The following is a 21,159-nucleotide window of genomic DNA, read 5'->3' on the forward strand; positions in this document are numbered from 1 at the left end:
GATGTTCATGATTTGTTCTGTGTAGGAAAATGAAAAGTTAAGGTGGTGAGGCCGCCAATGCCTCCCTCTCACCCCGCCGCCTTCGCCAGCCCCCGCGACAATTGTACCGCAGCATTCAACCGCGCGCGCGGCGTCGCCCACGCCCGGCTGATGACCAGCTTCATGTCGGGGCGCAGCTTGGCGGTGCCCTCCAGCTTGGCGACATAGGCCATCAGGCCCTCGACGCTGGGGAAGCTGTCTTCGTGGAAGCTGACCAGCGCGCCCTTGGGCCCCACATCGATCTTGGCGATGCAGGCGCGCTTGGCGTTGAGCTTGGCCTCGATCAGGAGGAGGAGGTTCTCGGTCTCCTCGGGCAGCTTGCCGAAGCGGTCGATCATCTCGGCGGCGAATTCCTCGATCCCGGTCTTGTCCTCGACCTCGTTCAGGCGACGGTAGAGGCCCATGCGCAGGTCGAGATCGGGAACGAAGCTCTCCGGGATCAGGATCGGGGCGTCGACGGTGATCTGGGGCGACAGGTCGCGCGGGCGCGCATCGGCGAGGCCGCCGGCCTTGGCGTCCATGATCGCCTCCTCCAGCATCGACTGGTAGAGTTCGTAGCCGACCTCCTTGATATGCCCCGACTGCTCGTCGCCGAGCAGATTGCCCGCGCCGCGATGGTCGAGATCGTGGCTGGCGAGCTGGAACCCGGCGCCGAGGCTTTCGAGGTCGGACAGGACCTTGAGGCGCTTTTCCGCCGCTTCGGTCATCAGCCGCTGGGGCGCGGTGGTCATGTAGGCATAGGCGCGGGTCTTGGCCCGGCCGACGCGGCCGCGCAGCTGGTAGAGCTGGGCGAGGCCGAAGCGGTCGGCGCGGTTGATGATCATCGTGTTGGCGCTGGGGATGTCGAGGCCGGACTCGATGATGGTGGTGGAGACCAGCACCTCATATTTCTTGTCGTAGAAGGCGGACATGCGCTCCTCGACCTCGCCCGCCGCCATCTGGCCGTGGGCGACGACGTAGCGCACCTCCGGCACCTCCTCGCGCAGGAACTTCTCGATATCGGGCAGATCGGCGATGCGCGGGGTGACGAGGAAGCTCTGACCGCCGCGATAATGTTCGCGCAGTAGCGCCTCGCGCAGCACGACCGGGTCCCACGGCATGACATAGGTGCGCACCGCGAGGCGATCGACCGGCGGGGTCTGGATCACCGACAGCTCGCGCAGGCCCGACATCGCCATCTGCAAGGTACGCGGGATCGGAGTGGCGGTGAGGGTGAGGACGTGGACGTCGGCCTTGAGGCCCTTCAGCCGTTCCTTGTGGGTGACGCCGAAGCGCTGTTCCTCGTCGACGATGACGAGGCCGAGGCGCTTGAACTCGATGCCCTTGGCGAGCACGGCATGGGTGCCGATGACGATGTCGATCTGGCCGGATTCGAGGCCTTCCCTGGTCGCCTTGGCCTCGGCCGCGGGGACGAGGCGGGAGAGGCGGCCGATCCGGATCGGGAAGCCTTCGAAGCGCTGGACGAAATTGGTGAAATGCTGGCGGGCAAGGAGCGTCGTGGGGCAGACCACCGCGACCTGCTGCCCCGCCATCGCCGCGACGAAGGCGGCGCGCAGCGCGACCTCGGTCTTGCCGAAGCCGACGTCGCCGACGACGAGCCGGTCCATCGGGCGGCCGGCGGACAGATCCTCGAGCACGTCGCCGATGGCGCGATCCTGGTCGTCGGTCTCGGTGAAGGGGAAGCGGTCGACGAAGGCGGGATACCCGCCGGGATCGGGTTCGAGCACCTCGCCCGGGCGGACGGCGCGCGCGGCGGCGGTGGCGATGAGTTCACCCGCGATCTCGCGGATGCGCTCCTTCATCTTCGACTTGCGGCGCTGCCACGCCTCGCCGCCGAGGCGGTCGAGCGATGCCATCTCGTCGGACGAGCCGTAGCGTGAGAGGACCTCGAGATTTTCGACGGGGACGTAGAGCTTGTCGCCGCCGGCATAGGTGAGCGCGACGCAATCGTGCGGCGCCTTCTGCACCGGAATTTGGGTCAGGCCCTCATAGCGCCCGATGCCATGCTCGAGATGGACGACGAGGTCGCCGGGGGAGAGGGTGGCGAGTTCGGCGAGGAAGGCGTCGGTCGACTTCTTGCGCTTGTTGCGACGGACAAGGCGGTCGCCGAGCATGTCCTGCTCGGTGAGCAGCGCGACCTCGGGCGAGGTGAAGCCGTGGTCGAGCGGCAGGACGATGAGGGCGACATTGCCCGAATCGCGTCCACCCGCGGCGACGCCGAGCGCCTCCTGCCAGCTCTCCGCGAACACGGCATTGGGCAGGCCATGGTCGGCGAGCAGGCCCTTGAGGCGCTCGCGCGAGCCGATCGAATAGCTGGCGAGGACGGGCTTCTTGCCGCTCTTGCGCAGCTTGGCGAGGTGATCGGTGACGGCTTCGTAGATGTTGGTGCCGGCGGCGCGCTCGGGCGCGAAGTCGCGCGGGCCATCGACGGCGAAGTCGAGGACGGTCGCGCTCTCGGGCTCGTGGAAGGGCGTGGCGAGATGGGCCCTGGCTTCCTTGATGCGCTTCTCCCACTCGGCGGGGAGAAGGTAGAGCTGGTCGGTGCCGAGCGGGCGGTAGCTGCCGGCGTCGGTCGACTGGGCGCGGACGCGATTGGCCTGATAGTCGGCGATCGCCTCGAACCGGCCTTCCGCCGCACCGGCGTCCCCGGCGTCGCGGACGATCACGGCGTCTGCGGGGAGATGCTCGAACAGGGTTTCGAGCCGTTCCTCGAACAGCGGTAGCCAATGCTCCATCCCGGCGAGGCGGCGGCCGTCGCTGATCGCCTGGTAGAGCGGATCGCCGGTGGCGGTGGCACCGAACTTCTCGCGATAGCGCGTGCGGAAGCGCTTGATCGTGTCCTCGTCGAGCAGGGCTTCGGAGGCAGGGAGCAGGGTGAAGCCGTCGACGCGACCGGTGGTGCGCTGGTCGGAGGGATCGAAGGTGCGGACGCTCTCGATCTCGTCGCCGAAAAAGTCGAGGCGCAGGCCTTGCTCGGAGCCCGAGGGGAACAGGTCGACCAGGCCGCCGCGAACGGCGAACTCGCCGGAGTCGTGGACGGTGTCGGTGCGGACATAGCCATTGGCCGAGAGCAATGCGGCGAGCTTGTCGAGCGAGATGCGCTCGCCGGGAGCGAGGCGCGCGGTCATCTGACGGATGCGGAACGGGGTAAGGGTGCGCTGGGTCGCGGCGTTGACGGTGGTGAGGATCAGCCGCGGCTTGGCGGACTTGCCCTGCAACGCGGCGAGGGCGGCCATGCGCTCGGCCATGACGCGCAGCGTGGGGCTGGCGCGGTCATAGGGCAGGCAGTCCCAGGCGGGGAACTGGATGATCTCAAGCTCGGGCGCGAAGAAGGCCGCGGTGGAGGCGACCGCGCGCATCGCGGCCTCGTCGGGCGCGATATAGACGGCGCCGGTGGTGGACGCGCGCGCGAGATCGGCAAGCAGCCAGGGGAGGAAACCCGAGGGCGCGCCGGAGAGGGTGAGCGGCGCCTTGGCCGAGAGGATCTGGTTCAGGTCGGGCATTCTGCTCTCTTCGTCACCCCGGCCTCGTGCCGGGGTCCACTTTGCCGCCCGCGATGCGCAAGAGGCTCTCTGGATTCATGCGCCGCCCGGTGGACCCCGGCACGAGGCCGGGGTGACGGCTTTGGAATTACTCGGCGACCGGCACGTAGTTCAGCGCCTTGAGCGCGGCCATGATCGCGCCATGATATTCGGGCGGGACGGGTTGCGTGCCCATCGCCCAGGCCATGATGTCGACGTCCTGCTCTTCCAGCAGCGCTTCGAACAATTCGATCTCGGCGTCGCTCCAGCTGGCGTGGTGCGCGTCGAAGAATCCGCCGATCATCAAATCGGCTTCCTTGACGCCGCGGTGCCAGGCGCGGAAGCGGAGACGTTTCAGGCGGGTTTCGCGGTCCATTTTCTCAACGCAAATTGGCCGACGGCGCTTTGTTGCGCTGCCGGCTGGGTGTAGGCACACGCAGATAGACATGCGCCCCGATATCCTCAACCCGCTGTTCGCCGAAGTCACCGCGCTCAAGGGCGTGGGGCCGCAACTCGCCAAGCCGCTGGAGCGGCTGGGGCTGGCGCGCGCGGTGGACGTGGCCTTCCACCTGCCGAGCGGCTGGATCGACCGGCTGCCGCGCGAGGAGCTCGATGCGGCGGATGTCGGGAAGATCATCGCGATCACGCTGACCCCGGTAAACTACCGGATGGGCGGTAGCGCGCGGGCGCCGTCGCGGGTGGAAGCGGTCGATGCCAAGGGCAATTATGTCACCTTGGTGTTCTTCGGCGGCAATTCGGGCTGGGCGAAGAAGCAGCTGCCACTGAACGAGCCGCGCTGGGTGTCGGGCAAGCTCGACCAATACGGCCAGGAACTGCAGATCGTGCACCCCGAGGTGGTCGCACCCGAAGCCGCCGAACCCGCCGGGCGAGAAGCGATCTATCCGTTGTCCGAGGGAATGACCTCGAAACGGCTGGCGGCACTGGCGGCGCAGGCGGTCGAGCGCGCACCCGAACTGCCCGAATGGATCGAGCCGAGCCTGAAGGAACGGAACGGCTGGCCGGCGTGGCGCGAGGCGCTGGCGCGGATCCATGCCGATCCCGCGGACGCGAAGGCGCGCGACCGGCTGGCCTATGACGAGGTATTCGCCAACCAGCTGGCCCTGATGCTGGTGCGCGGCGCGGCGCGGGCGAAGAAGGGAAGGCCGCTCGCGGGCGACGGGCGGCTGCGTGATGCGCTGCGGCTGCCCTATACGCCGACCGGTGCGCAGTCGCGGACGATCCGTGAGATCGAGGGCGACATGGCGCAGAACCGCCCGATGCTGCGGCTGCTGCAGGGCGATGTCGGCGCGGGCAAGACCTTGGTCGCGGCCATGGCGCTGCTGATCGCGGTCGAGGCGGGCGCGCAAGGGGCAATGCTGGCGCCGACCGAGATCCTCGCGCGACAGCATTTCGAAACGCTGCAACGGCTGTTCTCCGGCCTCGATGTCCGCATCGCCATCCTCACCGGGCGCGACAAGGGGCGGGCGCGGGAAGCGACGCTGATGGGGCTGCACGACGGCTCGATCGATATCCTGATCGGCACGCATGCGATCTTCCAGCAGGGGGTCGAGTATCGCGACCTCGGGCTGGTCGTCGTGGACGAGCAGCATCGTTTCGGCGTGGCCGAGCGGATGATGCTCCAGGCCAAGGCGAAGACCGCGCCGCATCTGCTGGTGATGACCGCGACGCCGATCCCGCGCACGCTTCAGCTCGCGACGCATGGCGAGATGGACGTGAGCAAGCTCGACGAGATGCCGCCGGGCCGCCAGCCGATCGAGACGAGCGTGATCAGCGAGGAACGGCTGGAGGAGATCGTCAATGGTCTCGCCCGGCATCTGTCGGGCGGGGGGCAGGCCTATTGGGTGTGCCCGCTGGTCGAGGAGAGCGAGAAGATCGACCTTGCCGCCGCCGAGGAGCGCGCAGAAGCGCTACGCGGGCGGTTTGGGGATCGCATCGGACTGGTCCACGGCCGGATGAAGGGGCCGGAGAAGGACGCGGTGATGGCGCGCTTCGCAGCAGGCGAGTTGGGCGTGCTGGTCGCGACGACAGTGATCGAGGTCGGCGTCGACGTGCCCAACGCCACCCTGATCGTGATCGAGCATGCCGACCGCTTCGGCCTCGCCCAGCTCCACCAGTTGCGTGGACGCGTCGGGCGCGGTGGTGGTCGGTCGGTGTGCGTGCTGCTGCGCGGCGGGACGCTGAGCGAGACGGCGCGCGCGCGGCTGGCGCTGATGCGCGAGACCAATGACGGGTTCCGTATCGCCGAGGAGGATCTGCGGCTGCGCGGGGCGGGCGAGATGCTGGGCACGCGCCAGTCGGGCGAGCAGACCTTCAGGCTCGCGCCGCCCGAGAAGTTCGCCGAGCTGATCGGCGCGGCCAATGCCGATGCGCGGCTGCTGGTCGATCGCGATGGCGGGCTGGACGGCGAGCGCGGGCAGGCAGCCCGGGTCGCGCTGTATTTGTTCGAGCGCGATGCGGCGGTGGGATTGCTGCGCGCGGGTTGAAGTCTGTTGCGAATCGATCGCATCTGTGACAGGGGCGAGCTGCCTTCACGCGAAGGCCGTAAGCGTCTCACGTCAGGCAACGCATCCAACCCGGTGATCGGCCGGGAAACGGGGATCTTCCCGGGATGCTGGCCGATGCCCTGACTATGAGAAACACATGCCAAGCAATTTTCGTCCTCGCCGCCTGCCCGCCCGTCATGCGGGCTTTATCTCGGCGCTGATCCTTTCGATCATGATGACCTTTGTCGTCTCGGCGATCGCCACCGCGCGGAGCCTGGGTTTCTCCGAAGCCTTTCCGCGCGCCTGGATGGGGGCCTGGGCCCTGTCCTGGGTGATCGCCTTTCCGGTCCTCCTGATGCTGCTGCCGGTGGTCCGACGAATTGTCGGTGCGATCGTCGAGCGGCCGTCGGCCTGATCGGGGAAAGGGCGTAGCACGGGTTGAACCGGCTGCGTCACGACCTATCTGCTGCGCAGATGTCCGCGATCTTCCCCATCTTGATGACGATTCTCGCGGGCATCGGCGTAGCGATGCAGCCGCCGGTCAACGGCACGCTGGCGCGCAGTGGATCGGTGATCCTGGCGTCATTGATCTCGTTCGGGGTCGGGACCGTGATCCTGCTTGGCATCTGGGCGACGCTGGATCGTACCTCACCCGCCACCCTCAAGGACGTGCCGTGGTGGGCCTGGACCGGCGGAATCTATGGCGTGATCTTCGTCTCGACCTCGGCCTATGCCGCGCCGCGATTGGGCCTCGCGTCGATGCTGACCATCGCCATTGCCGCGCAGCTGGCGGCGGCGCTGGTGATCGACCATTTCGGGCTGATCCGCCTCGCGCAGAACCCGGTGACGCCGATGAAGGCCTTTGGCGTGCTGCTGGTGCTCGCCGGAGTCGTGCTGGTCCGAAAGGGTTAGATCACTTCTTCATCAGCTGGGCGATCAGCTCATAGTAACCGGCGAGATCGATCGCGGTGTCGAAGCTGGCGCCCAGGCGGCCGCCGAGCGACCAGCGCACCTCCGCCGCGACCACCCCGACCGCGGGAAGCGTCACCCGCATCCGGTCGCCCTCGGCGAAGGGTTTTTCGCAGCGGGCCATCAGGCCGTGGGGCGAGATATTGACGATCAGCAGGGTCACCGGCTGGGCGTCGGGACCGAAGGCGCGGGCTCGGTAATGGACCTCGTCGCGCTCGACCAGGCGACGATCATCGGCGGCCGCGGCTGCCGCGCGGGATGAGAATTGATACGTCACGCGTCCATGCCCGCGAGTTCCCCCAATGCCCTGGAATCAAAGGCTAGGCGGCGGGTGTAAACGTCCCGGCAACTCTCGTGGTTAGCGAAACCCTATCAGGCCTGAACGATCAGGCCGTGCTTCTTCTGGCCGTAGCTGATCTTGTCGCCCGGCTTGACGATCACATCCAGGCTGGAGACCTTCTCGCCATTCACGCGGATCGCGCCTTCCTCGATCTTGCGCTTCACCTCCTTGTTGGAGGCTGCGAAGCCGATGGCGGTATTGGCCTGAACGATGCCCATGCCTTCCGCCGGCACCGCCAGCGTCGGGAGGTCGTCGCCCGACGTACCTTCCTCGAAGGTTTTCCGCGCGGTCTCGGCGGCGGCTTCGGCGGCCTCGCGGCCACGGCACATGGCGGTGGCTTCGGTGGCGAGGATCTTCTTCGCCTCGTTGATCTCGGCGCCTTCCAGCGCTTCGAGCCGAGCGATCTCGTCGAGCGGCAGATCGGTGAACAGGCGCAGGAAGCGGCCGACATCGCGGTCGTCGGTGTTGCGCCAGAACTGCCAGTAATCGAACGCGGGGAGCTGATCCTCGTTCAGCCACACCGCGCCCGACATGGTCTTGCCCATCTTGCCGCCGTCGGCGGTGGTGATCAGCGGCGTGGTAACGCCATAGACCTCGGTCCCGTCGACGCGGCGCGCCAGTTCGATCCCGTTGACGATGTTGCCCCACTGGTCCGATCCGCCCATCTGCAGGCGGCACGCGGCGCGGCGCGACAGCTCCAGGAAATCATATCCCTGGAGGATCATGTAGTTGAACTCGAGGAACGACAGCGACTGCTCGCGGTCGAGCCGCAGCTTGACGCTATCGAAGCTCAGCATGCGGTTGACCGAGAAATGCCGGCCGATGTCGCGCAGGAACGGGATGTACTCGAGCTTGTCGAGCCAGTCGGCATTGTCGACCATCACCGCGTCGGTCGGGCCGTCGCCGAAGGTCAGGAACTTCTCGAACACCGTCTTGATCGAGGCGACGTTGGCCTGGATGATCTCGTCGGTCATCAGCTTGCGGGCTTCGTCCTTGAAGCTCGGATCGCCGATCTTGCCGGTGCCGCCGCCCATCAGGACGATCGGCTTGTGACCGGCCTGCTGCATGCGGCGCAGCAGCATGATCTGAACGAGGCTGCCGACGTGCAGCGAGGGCGCGGTCGGATCGAAGCCGATATAGCCGGGCACGATCTCCTTGCTGGCCAGCGCGTCGAGCGCGGCGGCGTCGGTGACCTGGTGGATATATCCACGCTGGTCGAGCAGGCGAAGCAGATCGGACGTGTATTCGGTCATAGCGCGGCGCGGTTAGCAGGGTTGGAAGCGGCGCGCCATGGGGTGGTGTGGCAGGTAATCGAAAGCAGGACAAAACGGTGAATGGCATCGTCACCGGGCCAGGCTGAATCCGGGGATGCGGGAAAGCGATTTCAAGGCGGGGACGGGCGATGCTACGCCTGCATCATGTTTCCCCTCGCCCATGCGCTTTCGCTCGCTCCGCATCCGGACACCCCACCCGGAACCGTGAGGTCCGTCGACGTCGAAATGTCCATGGCCGACGGTGAGAAGGTGTCGCTGACCTTTTACGTCACGCCGGGTGGCGGGTTGGCGGTGCCCGATCCCGTATCGCCCGGCCGCATGGACGGCTTGTGGCAGCGAACCTGTTGTGAGCTGTTCCTCAAACCCGGCGGCGGTGATGGCTATGTCGAGTTCAATCTGTCGCCCTCGGGGCAATGGGCGGCCTATGCATTCGACGGGTACCGTGCCGGGATGCGCGACCTCGAGCTGCTGATTGAACCGCGCATCGAACTGGAGCGTCAGGGCGAGAGCTTCGTTCTGGAGGCGGAGATCGATCTCGCGGCGATTCCGGCAGGGCCGGTGGCAATCAGCCTCTCCGCCGTGATCGAGGAGGTCGACGGCACCAAATCCTATTGGGCGCTACGCCACCCGCCGGGAAAGCCTGATTTCCATCATCCCGATTGCTTTGCGCTCGAACTCCCGGCACCTGACGCCTCATGAACTTCGGTATCGACCGGCTGCTCGCCGACCCCGCGCTCCTCGACCAACTCAAGGGCCGCCGCGTCGCGCTGCTCGCGCATCCCGCATCGGTGACGGCGGACCTGACCCACTCGCTCGACGCGCTGGTTGCGGCCGGGGTGAATGTCTCGGCGGTGTTCGGACCACAGCATGGCGTGCGCGGCGACCTGCAGGACAATATGATGGAGTCGCCGGACTATACCGATCCCACCTACGGGATGCCGGTGTTCAGCCTCTATGGCGAAGTGCGGCGGCCGACCGGCCAGTCGATGCACACGTTCGACATCGTCCTGATCGACCTGCAGGACCTGGGTTGCCGCATCTACACCTATGTGACGACTTTGCTCTACATGCTCGAGGCTGCTGCGGCGCATGGCAAGGAAGTGTGGGTACTCGACCGGCCCAATCCGGCGGGGCGTCCGGTCGAGGGGCTAACCTTGCTGCCCGGCTGGGAGAGCTTTGTCGGCGCCGGGCCGATGCCGATGCGGCACGGCATGACCTTGGGCGAGATGGGTGCGTGGTTCATCGACCAGTTCAAGCTCGACTTGTCCTATCGCGTGATCGAGATGCAGGGCTGGGCGCCCGAGGAAGCGCCCGGTTTCGGCTGGCCGCCCGAGCGAGTGTGGATCAACCCCAGCCCCAATGCCGCCAACGTCAACATGGCGCGCGCCTATGCCGGCACGGTGATGCTGGAGGGGACGACCCTGTCCGAAGGGCGCGGGACGACGCGCGCGCTGGAGTTGTTCGGCGCGCCCGATATCGATGCCAAGGCGGTGATCGCGGAGATGCGGCGGATCGCGCCCGAGTGGCTCGCGGGCTGCACATTGCGCGATGTCTGGTTCCAGCCGACCTTCCACAAGCATGTCGGGCAGCTGTGCAGCGGCGTGTTCATCCATGCCGAGGGAGCGGGGTACGACCATGCGGCGTTCCGTCCGTGGCGGTTGCAGGCGCTGGGGTTCAAGGCGATGCGGTCGCTCTACCCGGACTATGACCTGTGGCGCGACTTCCCGTACGAATATGAATTCGACAAGCTCGCCATCGATGTGATCAACGGCGGCCCCGGGCTGCGCGAATGGGTCGACGACGCGGGCGCTGTACCCGGCGATCTCGACTCGGCGACTCGAGCGGACGAATCGGCGTGGGAAGCGGTGCGGCGGGGGTTCCTTCGCTACTGACTTTGCCCTAACCGCTGCATGATGTTGGCGGGGCTCATTTTCGCGACCGAGGACGCAGGCGACAAGCCCGGAACGCTGGCGGCGACGCTGCCGTTCGGGGGCATGACCCTGCTTGAGTACCAAGCACGGCTGCTGGTCGGGGCCGGGGCGGGGCAGATCCTGGTCGCGGTGACGCGCGTGACACCCGCGCTGCTGGGCGCCGTCAGCCGCGCGGCGAAACGCGGCGTTCCGGTCGATATCGTGCGCTCCGCCGCCGAGGCATCGACCAAGGCGCACCCGCTGGCGAGCGTGGTGGTGCTCGCCGACGGCCTGGTCACCACCGACGATGTCGTCGAGAGAATGGCGAACGAGGGCAAGGACGCGATCCTCGTCACTCAGGAGCCGGCGGCCTCGCTCGAACGGGTCGATGCGCAGAATTGCTGGGCCGGCGTGGCACGCATCCCGGCACAGCGCATCGCCGACATCGCCGCCTTTCCCGCCGACTATGATTTCCAGTCGACCCTGCTGCGCGCGATCGTGCAAGCGGGCGCCGAACAGGTGCCGCTGCCGTCGAGCGCGGTGCGGTCCGGCCATGGGGTCGAGCGCGACGGCGGGGCGCTCGCCTCGCGCAGCAACGCCGTTCTCGCGGCGCTGACCGAGCGGCGGACGAGCTGGGCAGACCGCCACGTCTTCACCCGCGTCGCGCGGCTGGTGCTGCCCAAGGTGGTCGAGAAGGCGGTGCCCGGCTGGGTGCTGACGGCGGGCGGCCTGGCGCTGGGCGCGGGCGCGGCGGCGCTGATCGGGTTCGGCTGGCCCTGGGGCGCAGGGGTGGCGCTGCCCGGAGTCGCCGCGCTGGCGACCGGCGCGGCGCTGTCAGCACTGCGTGGCGAGGAGAAGAGCGCAGCGACTCAAGAGCATCTGATCGGCGCGATCGCCGCGATGGTGGTGCTGGCGCTGGGCATCACCGAGACGCGGGTCGACGGCACGCTCGACGGGTTGATCCTGGCGCTGACCGGCATCGCCGCGGCGCTGATCGGCGAGCGGACCCAGGCCCGGATCCGGCGCTGGTGGGGCAGTCCGGCGGGGTATCTGCTGCTCGTCACCCCCTTTGCGATCGTGGACCGGGTGAGCTGGGGGCTCGCGCTGGTGACGATTTATGCCTTCGTCACGCTCGCGCTGGCGGTTGAGAGTCGGCGAGAAAAGCCTTAGCTCTGTCTTAACCGCAGTTCCTTTAAGTTCGGAACCATGTCCAGGCCGATTGGCGACATGCGTAAAGGTGCCCGCGACGGGGCACAGGCGTTGCTCGCGCGAAGCGCGGCGGCGGACGCTGTCGCGCATCGTGCGCTGAACGCATCGATCGCGGACTTCGCGCTTTCCGATGACCACCGGCTCGACGAGCGCTCGCGTGCCGCGTTGGCGCGGCTGTTGCGCGCGCTGGTCGCGACCGTGGAGGGCGAGGTGGGCGGCCATGCCGAACGACAGTTGCGCGCTCAGGGCGAGACGGCACTGGCGGATATGCTGGCGGCGCAGGATGGCGTTGCCGATACGCTGCAGGCATCGGGACTGCTCCGCGATCCGGCACTGATGGGCGAATTGATTGCGCGCGTGCGCCAGGACCTGCTGGCGGGCGGAATGGCGGTACAGGCGCAGGACGAACCTGACAGGGCAAGTCTGCTCAACCGGCTGGCGCAGCATCCCGACCGGCTGCTGGCCCAGGGCGCGGCGGCGGTGCTGGTGAGCGAGAGCCGCCGGCGCAGCCTGCCGGACAACGGCCCGCTGGCGCAGACCGATCTGCCGTCGGAGCTCCACCATAAACTGGTTTGGCAGGTCGCGGCGGCGCTCAGGGCCGGCGTCGCGGGGCCGGCGCCCGCGCTCGACCGTGCATTGGCGGAGGCGGCGCAGCGCAGTCTGGCCGCGCATGACGAGGGTGACCGGCTGGAGGCGGCGGCGATGCTGCTGGCGGCGGCGATCGATGCCCGGCCCGGCGAGCTTCCCGATCTGTTGGCCGAGGCGCTGGGCGACCGGCGCGTCGCGCTGTTCGCGGCACTGTTGGCGCATGCGCTGCGAATCGATTTCGACGGCGCGCGGGCGATGACCTTCGACGCGACGAGCGGGCGGCTGTGGGTCGCGTTGCGCGCGCTTGATTTCGACCGGGCCGCCGTCGCGCGGCTGGGCGTGGCGCTGAGCGAGGCCGATCCACGCCGTAATGTCGAGGCGTTTGCCGACCAGCTCGATTCGATCATGGAGATTAGTGTTGAGGACGCACGGGAGGCTATCGCATCGCTGACCCTTCCAGCCGACTATCGCGCGGCGCTGCTGGCATTGAATCGGGCCGGGCGATGAACGCGATGGAGCCCAATTTGCCCGTTTCGATGGGGCGGATCGGTCCCGACGGGCGGCTGGTCCATGCCGAAGCGCGCCTGGCCGACCTCAATTCGCGCGCCGGGGGCAAGGTAGGCGCGCCGCTGGCGGTGCCGCCGATCGCGTCGATCGTCCGGCTGGCGCAGCGGCTGGGCATCGCGGTGTCGCGTGGGGTGGTTGCCGCCGATGGCGAGGATGATCTGGACCTGTGGGTTCGTGCCGATCCCGACCGGGAGGGCGTGCGGCTGGAGGTGAGTGGCTGGCGCCCACGTGCGGCCTGGCAGGCGCCCGACGGCGATATGCTGCGTGAGAATGATTTCCTTCACGCCGAAGCCGACTGGGTGTGGGAGACCGACGCGGCGATGCGGATTACCCATCTGGCTGCCGAGGCCGGGAGCGAACATGGCTTCGACGCCGTGGCGATGTTGGGACAGCCGCTGACGTTGCTGTTCGCGCTTGAAGCCGATGACGAAGGCGCGCTGCCGATCCTGACCGCCGCCGCGGAGCAGACCCGCTTCGACGGACAGGTCGCCGAGCTGCGCGGGACCGGACAGCGGGTGCGGATTTCCGCCAGCCCACGGGTCGATGCGGTCGGCCGGTTTGCCGGTTTCAGCGGTTCGGCGGTGCTGGTCGATCCCGCTGAAGAGGCTGCCGCGCCTTCGCAGGCGGTGGCCGACCCGGAGTTCACCGCCGAGTTCGGCCAGCGGCTGGAAAAGGCGCTGCGGGCGCCGCTGTCGCGGATCATTGCCAATGCCGACAGCATCAGCGCACGGGTCGATGGGCCGCTGCGCGACGATTATGCCGAATATGCCACCGATATCTCCAATGCCGGGCGACATTTGCTGTCGCTGGTCGAGGATCTGGCCGATCTGAGCGCGATCGAGCGCGATGACTTCACCGTAGAGATCGAGCCGATCGACCTTGCCGATATCGCCCGCCGCGCCGCCGGACTACTGGCGGTGCGCGCGAGCGAGGCCGATGTGCGGATCGAAAAGCCGCGTGCCGACGCCGAAATGCCGGTGACCGGCGAATTCCGCCGCGTGCTGCAGATCATGGTCAATCTGATCGGCAATGCGGTGCGCTACTCGCCTCCGGGCGGATCGGTGTGGGTCCAGATCGAGCGCGAAGGCGCCCTTGGCTGCGTGATCGTCGCCGATCAGGGCAAGGGCATCGCGGCCGAAGATCAGGCCAAGATTTTCGAGAAGTTCGGCCGCGTCGATCCCGGCGAGCCGGGCGGCAGCGGGCTTGGGCTCTATATCGCGCGCCGGCTGGCGCGGGCGATGGGCGGGGATATCCTGGTCGACAGTGCTCCCAATGAGGGCGCGCGCTTTGTATTGACGCTGCCGAGCCGCGACGCGTGATCGCGCGCCGAGGGGTATTGGGCGGCGCGCTCGCCGGCGTCACGGCCCCGCTATGGGCGCGCGAGCCGGAGCGCGACATCAGCTACGCGCAGGATTTCGACGAGATGTGGCGCACGCTGGCCGAGCGCTATTGCTTCTTCGGCGAGAAGGCGACCGATTGGGCGAAGGTGCGCAGCGTCTATCGCCCGCAGGCGATCGCCGCGCCGTCGCGGGACGCGCTCGCGATGGTGCTGAAGCGCGCGCTGGCGGAACTCTATGACCCGCATACCTCGGTGCGCAACGGCCCCGACGGGATCGCGCGGACGCCGCCGTTCGACCTGATGGTCGCGCGGGCGCCGGGCGGGATCGGCGTCACCGCCGTACAGGCGGATTCGGCGGCGGCGGATGCGGGGATCGCGATCGGCGACGTGTTGACCGCGATCGACGGCGTGCCGATCGAGACCGCGATCCAGGCTGCCGCGTTGCGCTGCCTCAAGCGGCCCGACCCTGCGGCCGACGCCTTCGTCATCGGCACCGTCGCGGCGGGGCGGCGGGGGATACCGCGCCGCTTTGCCGTCCGGTCCGGCGATGCGCCCGTGCGGGACGTCGTGCTGCCGCTCAAGCAGCGGGCTGATCTGCCCAATGTCGCGCATCGGCGGCTGGAGGACGGGATCGGGCTGATCGCGATCCGCAGCTTTGCCGACGACGCGGTGGTCGCGGGACTCGACGCGGCGCTGACGGAGTTTCGCGACGCCCCGGCGCTGCTGATCGACGTGCGCGGCAATGGCGGCGGCGACACCGCGGTGGCGCGGCCGATCATGGGCCGCTTCATCACCGAACGCATGCCCTATGCCTATATGCGACGCAGGGCAGGTGCTGGTCTGAGCCCGCGCTGGACCGAAACCGTCGAGCCGCGCGGACCATTCACCTGGACCAAGCCGGTGATCGTGCTGTGCGATCACTGGAGCGCCAGCATGGCCGAGGGCTTCCCGATGGGCATGCGGGGGCTGGGCCGGGCGACGATCGTCGGCACGCCGATGATGGGGCTGGGCGCGGCGGTGTTTCAGCTGCGGCTCGACCGCAGCGGGATCGAGCTGCAATATTCGGCCGAGCCGGTCTATGACGTGCAGGATCGGCCGCGCTGGACGATGCGGCCCGATGTGCTGGTGCCCGACGGCGCCGATATCCTGGCGGCGGGCATCGCCGAGGCGAAGCGGCGGATGGCGCTCGGCTGACGCTGCCGTTATCCTGCACCGCATGAGCAAGGGACGCGAGACGATCGAGGCACTGCGCGAATGGGGGCTGACCTTGCCCGGCGCGCATCTCAAATCACCATGGCCGGGCCATGCGGACCTGGCGGTCAACGACAAGACCTTTGCCTATCTGTCGACCGACGACGCCTTCCAGATGTCGGCGAAGCTGCGCTACACCAGCGAGGTTGCGCTGGCGCTGCCCTTTGCCGCTCCGACCGCCTATGGGCTGGGCAAGAGCGGCTGGGTGACCTTCACGCCCGGCGACGATGCCATCCCCGATCTCGCCCAACTCAAGGACTGGGTCGAGGAAAGCTATCGCGCTCAGGCGCCGAAGAAGCGGGTCAGTGAACTGGATGCCCGGGATTGAGCGCGGCGCTCAGCATCCACACCGCCATTGCGATCATCATCAGATTCTCGGTCAGTGAGATGAAGCCCAGCGGCACGTTGCTGTCGCCGCCCATGCACGCGCATTTCAGTTCGCGCTTCTCGATATAGACTGCCTTGAACACCGATGCCGCGCCGATGCCGCCGATGAACAGCGCGATCGGGATGGAGAGCCAGTGGAACGCGTTGGCGACCATCAGCACGCCCGCCGCACTCTCGGCGAAGGGGTAGATATAGCCATAGGGCACCCAGCGTTTGGCGAGCAGGTCGTAGTTGAGGAACATGGTCGAGAAATTCTCGATATCGCGCAGCTTGAGCAGCGCGAGCACGATCATGCTGAAGCCGATGAACCATTCGCCCGCCTGGATGGTGAACGGCGATCCGAACGCGGCGTTGCTGGCGGCGAGCGCCATCAATGCGGTCATCGCGAACAGGGCGATCACGGGGGTATAGCTGGTCGCGCCCTTCACCGGCACCTTCAGGCCGAAGAAGCGGCGCAGATCGTCATAGCCGCCGACCCGACGACCGCCGATAAAGGTCTGGGGCGTGGTCTGGACGCCATGCTCGGCCTTGAACGCGTCAATTTCCTCGCGCGTGCGCAGCCAATGATCGTTGACGCCATAGCCGCGCCGTTCGAGCAGCGACTTTGCCTTGATACCATAGGGGCAGCTGTGACCGGGCATCATCATGCGATAGAGGTTTGCGACGGGACGAGACGACATTCTGGGCTCCTTGCGACTCTGAGAACCCGCCCTAGATAGGCTCTGTACCATAGTACGGAGTCAAGCGGTGTCTGACATGACGATCGGCGCGCTCGCGAAGGCGGGTGGCGTGGGAGTGGAAACGATCCGCTATTACCAGCGTCGCGGGCTGCTGGCGGAGCCGGCTCGGGTCGGTCAAGGCGCAGGGAGCGTGCGCCGCTATGACGGGCAGGACGCGCGGCGGCTGCGCTTCATCCGGTCGGCGCAGGAGGCAGGCTTCACGTTGAACGAGATCGGCGAGCTGCTGGCGCTCGATGCCGGCGAGGACCGGGCACGGGCGCGCGAGTTGGCAAGGGCGCGGATTACGGCGATCGATGCGCAGGTGGCCAAGCTGACCGCCGCGCGCGTGGCGCTGGAGGGGCTGGCCGAACGCTGTGCTGCGGGCGAGGGGAAGGGCTGCCCGATCCTGGGGGCGTTCGAAACGCGCTAGATTGAGGCGTAGCCATGCAGGATACGCAGCGCGCGGGTCAGCTGATCGTCGTCGGCGAGTCCGCCGAGCGACACGCGCACGGCATTGGCACGGGCGTCGCCCGCCGCGAAGCGGTCCGCCGGCATCACCGACAGGCCGGTCGGGCGCATGGCATCGGCCAGGTCGTTGGGCTCGATCGCGTCAGCCAGGCGCAGCCAGAGGTGATAGCCCTGGGGGTGCGCGGTGAAGTCCAGCCCCTCCAGCAGCCGTGACGCGAGCGCCTGGCGCCGGGACGCCTCGGCCCGCATCGCGCCGATCAGGCGGGTGGCGGTGCCGTCACCGATCCAGCGGGTGAGCATCGCGGCGTTGAGCGGTGGGGGCATCACGGCGGTCTGGTAGATAAGCGTCGCGAGCTGGAGTGCTGCGGCGACATGCGGCGCGCGCACGAACGCGACGCGCAATGCGGGCGAGATGATCTTCGACGCACTGGCGATGTACCAGCTATGCCCCGGAGCGTGGGCCGCGACGGGAGCGAGCGGGGCGGGGGCGAGGGGGCCATAGGCGTCATCCTCGATCACCTGAAGGTCGTGGCGAATTGCCGCCGCCGCGATCTCGTGCCGGGCGCTTTCGTCGAGCGTCTTGGCCGTCGGATTGTCGTTGGTGGGGACGAGGTAGATGGCGCGGATGCGCGGGTCGGCGGTGCAGGCCGCGGCGATCGCTGCCGCATCCAGCGTGTCGAGCGCGACCAGCCGGATGCCGATCCGCTGCGCCAGCGCGCGAAAGCCCGAATAGACGAAGGGGCGGCAGAGGATGGCTTCGCCGGGAAGCAAGATGGTGCTCAGGATCGCGTGCAGCGCGTTCTGCCCGCCCGCCGCTAGGATGAGCTGGTCCGGCTCGGCGGGCAGCCCGATCGCGCCCAGGAAGTCGACGCCGGCGGCGCGGTCCTCGCTATTGCCGCCCAGCGCCTGATATTGCAGCCGCAAGGGGGAGGCATCGAGCAGCAGCGCCCCCACCGTATCGGTGATCGTCCGCGCCAGCAGCCCGCCGGGAAGCTCCGGCGGCAGATTCATGCCGGTATCGATGCGCGCAAGGTCAGCGATCTCGACGCGTTGCGGCGCGCGGACGAAGCTGCCAGCGCGGCCACGGGGATCGATCAGACCACGGCGCCGGGCGACTTCATAGGCTCGGGTGACGGTGGTGAGATCGACCCCGAGCCGCGCGGCAAGATCGCGTTGCGGTGGTAGGCGGGTGCCGGCGGACAACTCGCCGCGATCGATCGCATTGGCAAGCGCATCGGCAATAAGCGTGTATTTGGCGCCCGCGGTCCGGTCGAGGACGGGAAGCCAGCCGTCAGTCATTGGGCGGCGTATCGCGGGCATCCGCTTCGGCATGTAGCTTCGCCCAGAGCTTGGCGGTGCCCGCTTCCTGGGCGTTGTTCAGATATTGCGAGGCGACCAGCCAGCCCTTGATCGGGCGTAACGCCAGCACGCAGCCGCCCACCATGATGGGGATCGTGGTGAGGAAATGAACCCAGAAAGGCGGATCGAACGCCACCTGGAACCACACGCCGAAGAAGGTCAGCGGAAAGGCAACGAAGCAGAGTGAGAAGAAGGCGGGACCATCGTCGGGCGAGGCGAAACGATAGTCGAGGCCGCAGGACGGGCATTTGCTGGTGATCTTGAGCCAGCCCGAGAACATCGTCTTCTTGCCGCAGCGGACGCACAGGCCCTTCCAGCCGGTGTCGATGATCCAGCGCAGCTTGTCCTTTTCTTCGGGGCGGTCCATTATGTATGGCCTCAATATTGGATATTGTATCCATACATAACGCGGCATCGGGCCTTACGCAATAGCGCCGCCTTCCGATCCGCGCGTTACGGGCTATCCTAGCGCCGCGCAGGAGGAGCTATGACCCAGCACCGCATATATTCGATGAGCGTCGCGAGCGTGTATCCCCACTATGTCGCGAAGGCCGATAAGAAGGGACGAACCCGCGCCGAGGTCGACGAGATCATCCGCTGGCTGACCGGCTACAGCGCCGAGCAGCTCGGCGCGCATCTGGAGCAGAAGACCAGTTTCGAGGATTTCTTCGCGCAGGCGCCGACGCTGAACCCGGCGCGGTTGCTGGTTACCGGCGTGATCTGTGGCGTGCGGATCGAGGAGATCGAGGACCCGCTGATGCGCGAGATACGCTATCTCGACAAGCTGATCGACGAGCTGGCCAAGGGGCGGCCAATGACGAAGATCCTGCGGGGGTAGGTGTGACTATAGCGCCGGCAAGAAGATCGATTGAGGAGCATCGTCGCCCGGGTCAACAATCAGATGCTCTCCGCCACGCATCATGGAAAGAAGCAGGTCGGAATTCATGAACACTCCGTTGCCTTCGAAAGTGCTACCCTTGATCTGACTTTTGAATCTTTCTTCACTGGTAAATACGGGGATGAACGACTCATTGTCGCGGATAAAATCTTGGATTGTGATGCTGTGAGACTGTTCATCGTGCCAAGACGCGATGACGATCACTTCTTTAGGAAGCGAGGATCGGGCCGCTTGAAACGCGACCGGAACCTGAAAGGGCGTAACGCCTTCGGATTGTCCCATAGGCACATTCTAGGCGGCCCGGTGAACACCCGCAATTGGTCGTAAGCGGTCGCCGCAGTTTTCGTCATCCCGGCCTCGTGCCGGGATCCACCGGAAGGCGGGACATGGGCAATCGGCTCCATTGCATCGCATGCGGCTCCGTGGATCCCGGCACGAGGCCGGGATGACGGTTTTTGCCGGCTCTTGGCTGGCGAACCCAACGAAAAGGCCCGCCGGATCGCTCCGGCGGGCCTTTTCTTGTCCGATGTCCGGATCAGCGCTTGCCGACCGGGACGTAGTCGCGCTCGGTCGGGCCAGTGTAGAGCTGGCGCGGACGGCCGATCTTCTGGTCGGGATCGCTGATCATTTCGTTCCACTGGGCGACCCAGCCGACGGTGCGGGCGAGGGCGAAGAGGACAGTGAACATCGTGGTGGGGAAGCCGATCGCGGAGAGGATCACGCCCGAGTAGAAATCGACGTTCGGGAACAGCTTCTTCTCGACGAAATACTCGTCCTTGAGCGCCATTTCCTCGAGCTGCAAAGCGACGTCGAACAGCGGATCGCTGACGTTGAGTTCGCTGAGCACCTCGCGCACCGTCTTCTGCATCACGGTCGCGCGCGGATCGTAATTCTTGTAGACGCGGTGGCCGAAGCCCATCAGGCGGAACGGGTCGTTCTTGTCCTTGGCGCGCGCGATATACTCGGGGATGCGTTCCGGACGGCCGATCTCACGCAGCATGTTGAGCGCGGCTTCGTTGGCGCCGCCATGCGCCGGACCCCACAGGCAGGCGATGCCCGCGGCGATGCACGCGAATGGGTTCGCGCCCGACGAGCCGGCGAGACGCACGGTCGAGGTCGAGGCGTTCTGTTCGTGATCGGCGTGGAGGATGAAGATGCGGTCGAGCGCACGCTCGACCACCGGGTTCACCACATATTCCTCGGCCGGGACGCCGAAGGTCATGCGCAGGAAGTTGCCGGTGTAGGACAGGTTATTGTCCGGGTACAGGAACGGCTGGCCGACGGTGTACTTGTACGCCATCGCCGCGATCGTCGGCATCTTCGCGATCAGGCGGTGGCTCGCCACCATGCGCTGATACGGATCCGAGATATCGGTCGAGTCGTGGTAAAAGGCCGAGAGCGCGCCGACCACGCCGCACATCACCGCCATCGGGTGCGCGTCGCGGCGGAAGCCGCGGTAGAAGGTCGCCAGCTGCTCATGCACCATGGTGTGGCGGCTGATCGTGTGGGTGAACTGGCCGAGCTCGTCCTGGCTGGGCAGCTCGCCGTTCAGCAGGAGGTAGGCGACCTCCATGAAGCTCGAATGCTCGGCGAGCTGGCCGATCGGATAGCCGCGGTGCAGCAGCGTACCTTCGTCGCCATCGATATAGGTCAGACCCGACTCGCACGAGGCGGTCGAGGTGAAGCCTGGATCGTAGGTGAATTGGCCGGTCTGGGCGTAGAATTTGCGGATATCGACGACTTCAGGACCGACGCTGCCCTGTCGAACCGGATAGTCTTTCCCGGCGATATTGAGGGTGGAGTCGGTCATAATCTCG

21 protein-coding genes are annotated in these 21,159 nt (G+C 67.1%); 12 read left to right on the plus strand and 9 right to left on the minus strand.

Features of this window, described 5'->3' with window-relative positions:
* Window positions 1-68 precede the first annotated feature (68 nt).
* Both mfd and AC07M1_RS12845 read right to left on the minus strand, forming a co-directional pair.
* Window positions 69-3,542, minus strand: a complete 3,474-nt coding sequence (gene mfd / locus AC07M1_RS12840) for a transcription-repair coupling factor (RefSeq protein ID WP_495163009.1) — start codon at window positions 3,540-3,542, stop codon at window positions 69-71.
* Between the two features lie 127 nt (window positions 3,543-3,669).
* On the minus strand, window positions 3,670-3,936 hold the full coding sequence (locus tag AC07M1_RS12845) for an FAD assembly factor SdhE (RefSeq protein ID WP_495163010.1): 267 nt from the start codon (window positions 3,934-3,936) through the stop codon (window positions 3,670-3,672).
* A 70-nt stretch (window positions 3,937-4,006) separates the two neighbouring features.
* On the opposite strand from AC07M1_RS12845, the gene recG reads away from it, so the two are divergent.
* The 3 genes from recG to AC07M1_RS12860 all read left to right on the plus strand — a co-directional run bounded on the left by recG (window position 4,007) and on the right by AC07M1_RS12860 (window position 6,976).
* Window positions 4,007-6,064 (plus strand): ATP-dependent DNA helicase RecG, encoded by a 2,058-nt coding sequence (gene recG / locus AC07M1_RS12850; protein WP_495163011.1) that lies wholly within the window; start codon window positions 4,007-4,009, stop codon window positions 6,062-6,064.
* Between the two features lie 157 nt (window positions 6,065-6,221).
* A complete protein-coding gene (locus AC07M1_RS12855; protein WP_495163012.1) occupies window positions 6,222-6,479 on the plus strand; it encodes a DUF2798 domain-containing protein in 258 nt (85 codons plus the stop codon).
* Window positions 6,480-6,538: 59 nt separating this feature from the next.
* Entirely contained in the window at window positions 6,539-6,976 is a 438-nt protein-coding gene (locus AC07M1_RS12860) for a DMT family transporter (protein WP_495163013.1), read from the plus strand.
* A 1-nt stretch (window position 6,977) separates the two neighbouring features.
* Here the strand turns inward: AC07M1_RS12860 and AC07M1_RS12865 are convergent, their stop codons facing one another.
* Window positions 6,978-7,310: a PilZ domain-containing protein gene (locus tag AC07M1_RS12865; RefSeq protein ID WP_495163014.1), complete on the minus strand. Its 333-nt coding sequence runs from the start codon at window positions 7,308-7,310 to the stop codon at window positions 6,978-6,980.
* 95 nt (window positions 7,311-7,405) lie between these two features.
* Window positions 7,406-8,626, minus strand: coding sequence for a tyrosine--tRNA ligase (gene tyrS / locus AC07M1_RS12870; RefSeq protein ID WP_495163015.1), 1,221 nt, complete (start codon window positions 8,624-8,626; stop codon window positions 7,406-7,408).
* 246 nt (window positions 8,627-8,872) lie between these two features.
* On the opposite strand from tyrS, the gene AC07M1_RS12875 reads away from it, so the two are divergent.
* From AC07M1_RS12875 to AC07M1_RS12905, 7 genes are read left to right on the plus strand one after another with little or no spacing between them, the layout of a single operon-like run.
* The gene (locus AC07M1_RS12875; protein ID WP_495163016.1) at window positions 8,873-9,346 is read left to right on the plus strand and encodes a DOMON-like domain-containing protein; all 474 of its coding nucleotides are present in this window, start codon (window positions 8,873-8,875) and stop codon (window positions 9,344-9,346) included.
* Entirely contained in the window at window positions 9,343-10,539 is a 1,197-nt protein-coding gene (locus AC07M1_RS12880; RefSeq protein WP_495163017.1) for an exo-beta-N-acetylmuramidase NamZ family protein, read from the plus strand. The genes AC07M1_RS12875 and AC07M1_RS12880 overlap by 4 nt, the downstream gene beginning before the upstream one ends.
* 21 nt (window positions 10,540-10,560) lie before the next feature.
* The gene (locus tag AC07M1_RS12885) at window positions 10,561-11,727 is read left to right on the plus strand and encodes a hypothetical protein (RefSeq protein WP_495163018.1); all 1,167 of its coding nucleotides are present in this window, start codon (window positions 10,561-10,563) and stop codon (window positions 11,725-11,727) included.
* Window positions 11,728-11,784: 57 nt separating this feature from the next.
* Entirely contained in the window at window positions 11,785-12,861 is a 1,077-nt protein-coding gene (locus tag AC07M1_RS12890) for a DUF2336 domain-containing protein (protein WP_495163019.1), read from the plus strand.
* On the plus strand, window positions 12,858-14,240 hold the full coding sequence (locus AC07M1_RS12895; protein WP_495163020.1) for a sensor histidine kinase: 1,383 nt from the start codon (window positions 12,858-12,860) through the stop codon (window positions 14,238-14,240). Before AC07M1_RS12890 ends, AC07M1_RS12895 begins: the two co-directional genes overlap by 4 nt.
* Complete coding sequence (locus tag AC07M1_RS12900) at window positions 14,237-15,454, plus strand: S41 family peptidase (protein WP_495163021.1); 1,218 nt, start codon at window positions 14,237-14,239, stop codon at window positions 15,452-15,454. Before AC07M1_RS12895 ends, AC07M1_RS12900 begins: the two co-directional genes overlap by 4 nt.
* Window positions 15,455-15,476: 22 nt before the next feature.
* Window positions 15,477-15,839 (plus strand): MmcQ/YjbR family DNA-binding protein, encoded by a 363-nt coding sequence (locus tag AC07M1_RS12905; protein WP_495163022.1) that lies wholly within the window; start codon window positions 15,477-15,479, stop codon window positions 15,837-15,839.
* On the opposite strand, the gene AC07M1_RS12910 is transcribed toward AC07M1_RS12905, so the two are convergent.
* A complete protein-coding gene (locus tag AC07M1_RS12910) occupies window positions 15,814-16,578 on the minus strand; it encodes a MauE/DoxX family redox-associated membrane protein (RefSeq protein WP_495163023.1) in 765 nt (254 codons plus the stop codon). The two genes, AC07M1_RS12905 and AC07M1_RS12910, sit on opposite strands and share 26 nt — an antisense overlap.
* A gap of 76 nt (window positions 16,579-16,654) precedes the next feature.
* Here AC07M1_RS12910 and AC07M1_RS12915 point away from each other — a divergent pair, with 76 nt between their 5' ends.
* Window positions 16,655-17,047: a MerR family transcriptional regulator gene (locus AC07M1_RS12915; protein ID WP_495163248.1), complete on the plus strand. Its 393-nt coding sequence runs from the start codon at window positions 16,655-16,657 to the stop codon at window positions 17,045-17,047.
* Here the strand turns inward: AC07M1_RS12915 and AC07M1_RS12920 are convergent.
* Window positions 17,044-18,384, minus strand: a complete 1,341-nt coding sequence (locus AC07M1_RS12920) for an aminotransferase-like domain-containing protein (protein WP_495163024.1) — start codon at window positions 18,382-18,384, stop codon at window positions 17,044-17,046. The two genes, AC07M1_RS12915 and AC07M1_RS12920, sit on opposite strands and share 4 nt — an antisense overlap.
* Window positions 18,377-18,811 carry a DUF983 domain-containing protein gene (locus AC07M1_RS12925; protein ID WP_495163025.1) on the minus strand — a complete coding sequence of 145 codons (435 nt, stop codon included), beginning with the start codon at window positions 18,809-18,811 and terminating at the stop codon, window positions 18,377-18,379. The genes AC07M1_RS12920 and AC07M1_RS12925 overlap by 8 nt, the downstream gene beginning before the upstream one ends.
* 120 nt (window positions 18,812-18,931) lie before the next feature.
* On the opposite strand from AC07M1_RS12925, the gene AC07M1_RS12930 reads away from it, so the two are divergent.
* The gene (locus AC07M1_RS12930; protein ID WP_495163026.1) at window positions 18,932-19,282 is read left to right on the plus strand and encodes a DUF2200 domain-containing protein; all 351 of its coding nucleotides are present in this window, start codon (window positions 18,932-18,934) and stop codon (window positions 19,280-19,282) included.
* Window positions 19,283-19,288: 6 nt separating this feature from the next.
* Here the strand turns inward: AC07M1_RS12930 and AC07M1_RS12935 are convergent, their stop codons facing one another.
* Entirely contained in the window at window positions 19,289-19,624 is a 336-nt protein-coding gene (locus AC07M1_RS12935) for an SseB family protein (protein WP_495163027.1), read from the minus strand.
* 253 nt (window positions 19,625-19,877) lie between these two features.
* The gene (locus tag AC07M1_RS12940; protein WP_495163028.1) at window positions 19,878-21,152 is read right to left on the minus strand and encodes a citrate synthase; all 1,275 of its coding nucleotides are present in this window, start codon (window positions 21,150-21,152) and stop codon (window positions 19,878-19,880) included.
* Between the last annotated feature and the right edge of the window lie 7 nt (window positions 21,153-21,159).

It is taken from the genome of Sphingomonas sp. GW821-FHT10C01 (genome assembly GCF_059415525.1).

What these genes read in the sequence shown, in the direction of transcription:
- mfd (WP_495163009.1), bottom strand. Translation starts at nt 3,542, where the DNA reads ATGCCCGACCTGAACCAGATCCTCTCGGCCAAGGCGCCGCTCACCCTC.
- AC07M1_RS12845 (WP_495163010.1), bottom strand. Translation starts at nt 3,936, where the DNA reads ATGGACCGCGAAACCCGCCTGAAACGTCTCCGCTTCCGCGCCTGGCAC.
- recG (WP_495163011.1), top strand. Translation starts at nt 4,007, where the DNA reads ATGCGCCCCGATATCCTCAACCCGCTGTTCGCCGAAGTCACCGCGCTC.
- AC07M1_RS12855 (WP_495163012.1), top strand. Translation starts at nt 6,222, where the DNA reads ATGCCAAGCAATTTTCGTCCTCGCCGCCTGCCCGCCCGTCATGCGGGC.
- AC07M1_RS12860 (WP_495163013.1), top strand. Translation starts at nt 6,539, where the DNA reads ATGTCCGCGATCTTCCCCATCTTGATGACGATTCTCGCGGGCATCGGC.
- tyrS (WP_495163015.1), bottom strand. Translation starts at nt 8,626, where the DNA reads ATGACCGAATACACGTCCGATCTGCTTCGCCTGCTCGACCAGCGTGGA.
- AC07M1_RS12875 (WP_495163016.1), top strand. Translation starts at nt 8,873, where the DNA reads ATGTCCATGGCCGACGGTGAGAAGGTGTCGCTGACCTTTTACGTCACG.
- AC07M1_RS12880 (WP_495163017.1), top strand. Translation starts at nt 9,343, where the DNA reads ATGAACTTCGGTATCGACCGGCTGCTCGCCGACCCCGCGCTCCTCGAC.
- AC07M1_RS12885 (WP_495163018.1), top strand. Translation starts at nt 10,561, where the DNA reads ATGTTGGCGGGGCTCATTTTCGCGACCGAGGACGCAGGCGACAAGCCC.
- AC07M1_RS12890 (WP_495163019.1), top strand. Translation starts at nt 11,785, where the DNA reads ATGCGTAAAGGTGCCCGCGACGGGGCACAGGCGTTGCTCGCGCGAAGC.
- AC07M1_RS12895 (WP_495163020.1), top strand. Translation starts at nt 12,858, where the DNA reads ATGAACGCGATGGAGCCCAATTTGCCCGTTTCGATGGGGCGGATCGGT.
- AC07M1_RS12905 (WP_495163022.1), top strand. Translation starts at nt 15,477, where the DNA reads ATGAGCAAGGGACGCGAGACGATCGAGGCACTGCGCGAATGGGGGCTG.
- AC07M1_RS12910 (WP_495163023.1), bottom strand. Translation starts at nt 16,578, where the DNA reads ATGTCGTCTCGTCCCGTCGCAAACCTCTATCGCATGATGATGCCCGGT.
- AC07M1_RS12915 (WP_495163248.1), top strand. Translation starts at nt 16,655, where the DNA reads ATGACGATCGGCGCGCTCGCGAAGGCGGGTGGCGTGGGAGTGGAAACG.
- AC07M1_RS12920 (WP_495163024.1), bottom strand. Translation starts at nt 18,384, where the DNA reads ATGACTGACGGCTGGCTTCCCGTCCTCGACCGGACCGCGGGCGCCAAA.
- AC07M1_RS12925 (WP_495163025.1), bottom strand. Translation starts at nt 18,811, where the DNA reads ATGGACCGCCCCGAAGAAAAGGACAAGCTGCGCTGGATCATCGACACC.
- AC07M1_RS12930 (WP_495163026.1), top strand. Translation starts at nt 18,932, where the DNA reads ATGACCCAGCACCGCATATATTCGATGAGCGTCGCGAGCGTGTATCCC.
- AC07M1_RS12935 (WP_495163027.1), bottom strand. Translation starts at nt 19,624, where the DNA reads ATGGGACAATCCGAAGGCGTTACGCCCTTTCAGGTTCCGGTCGCGTTT.
- AC07M1_RS12940 (WP_495163028.1), bottom strand. Translation starts at nt 21,152, where the DNA reads ATGACCGACTCCACCCTCAATATCGCCGGGAAAGACTATCCGGTTCGA.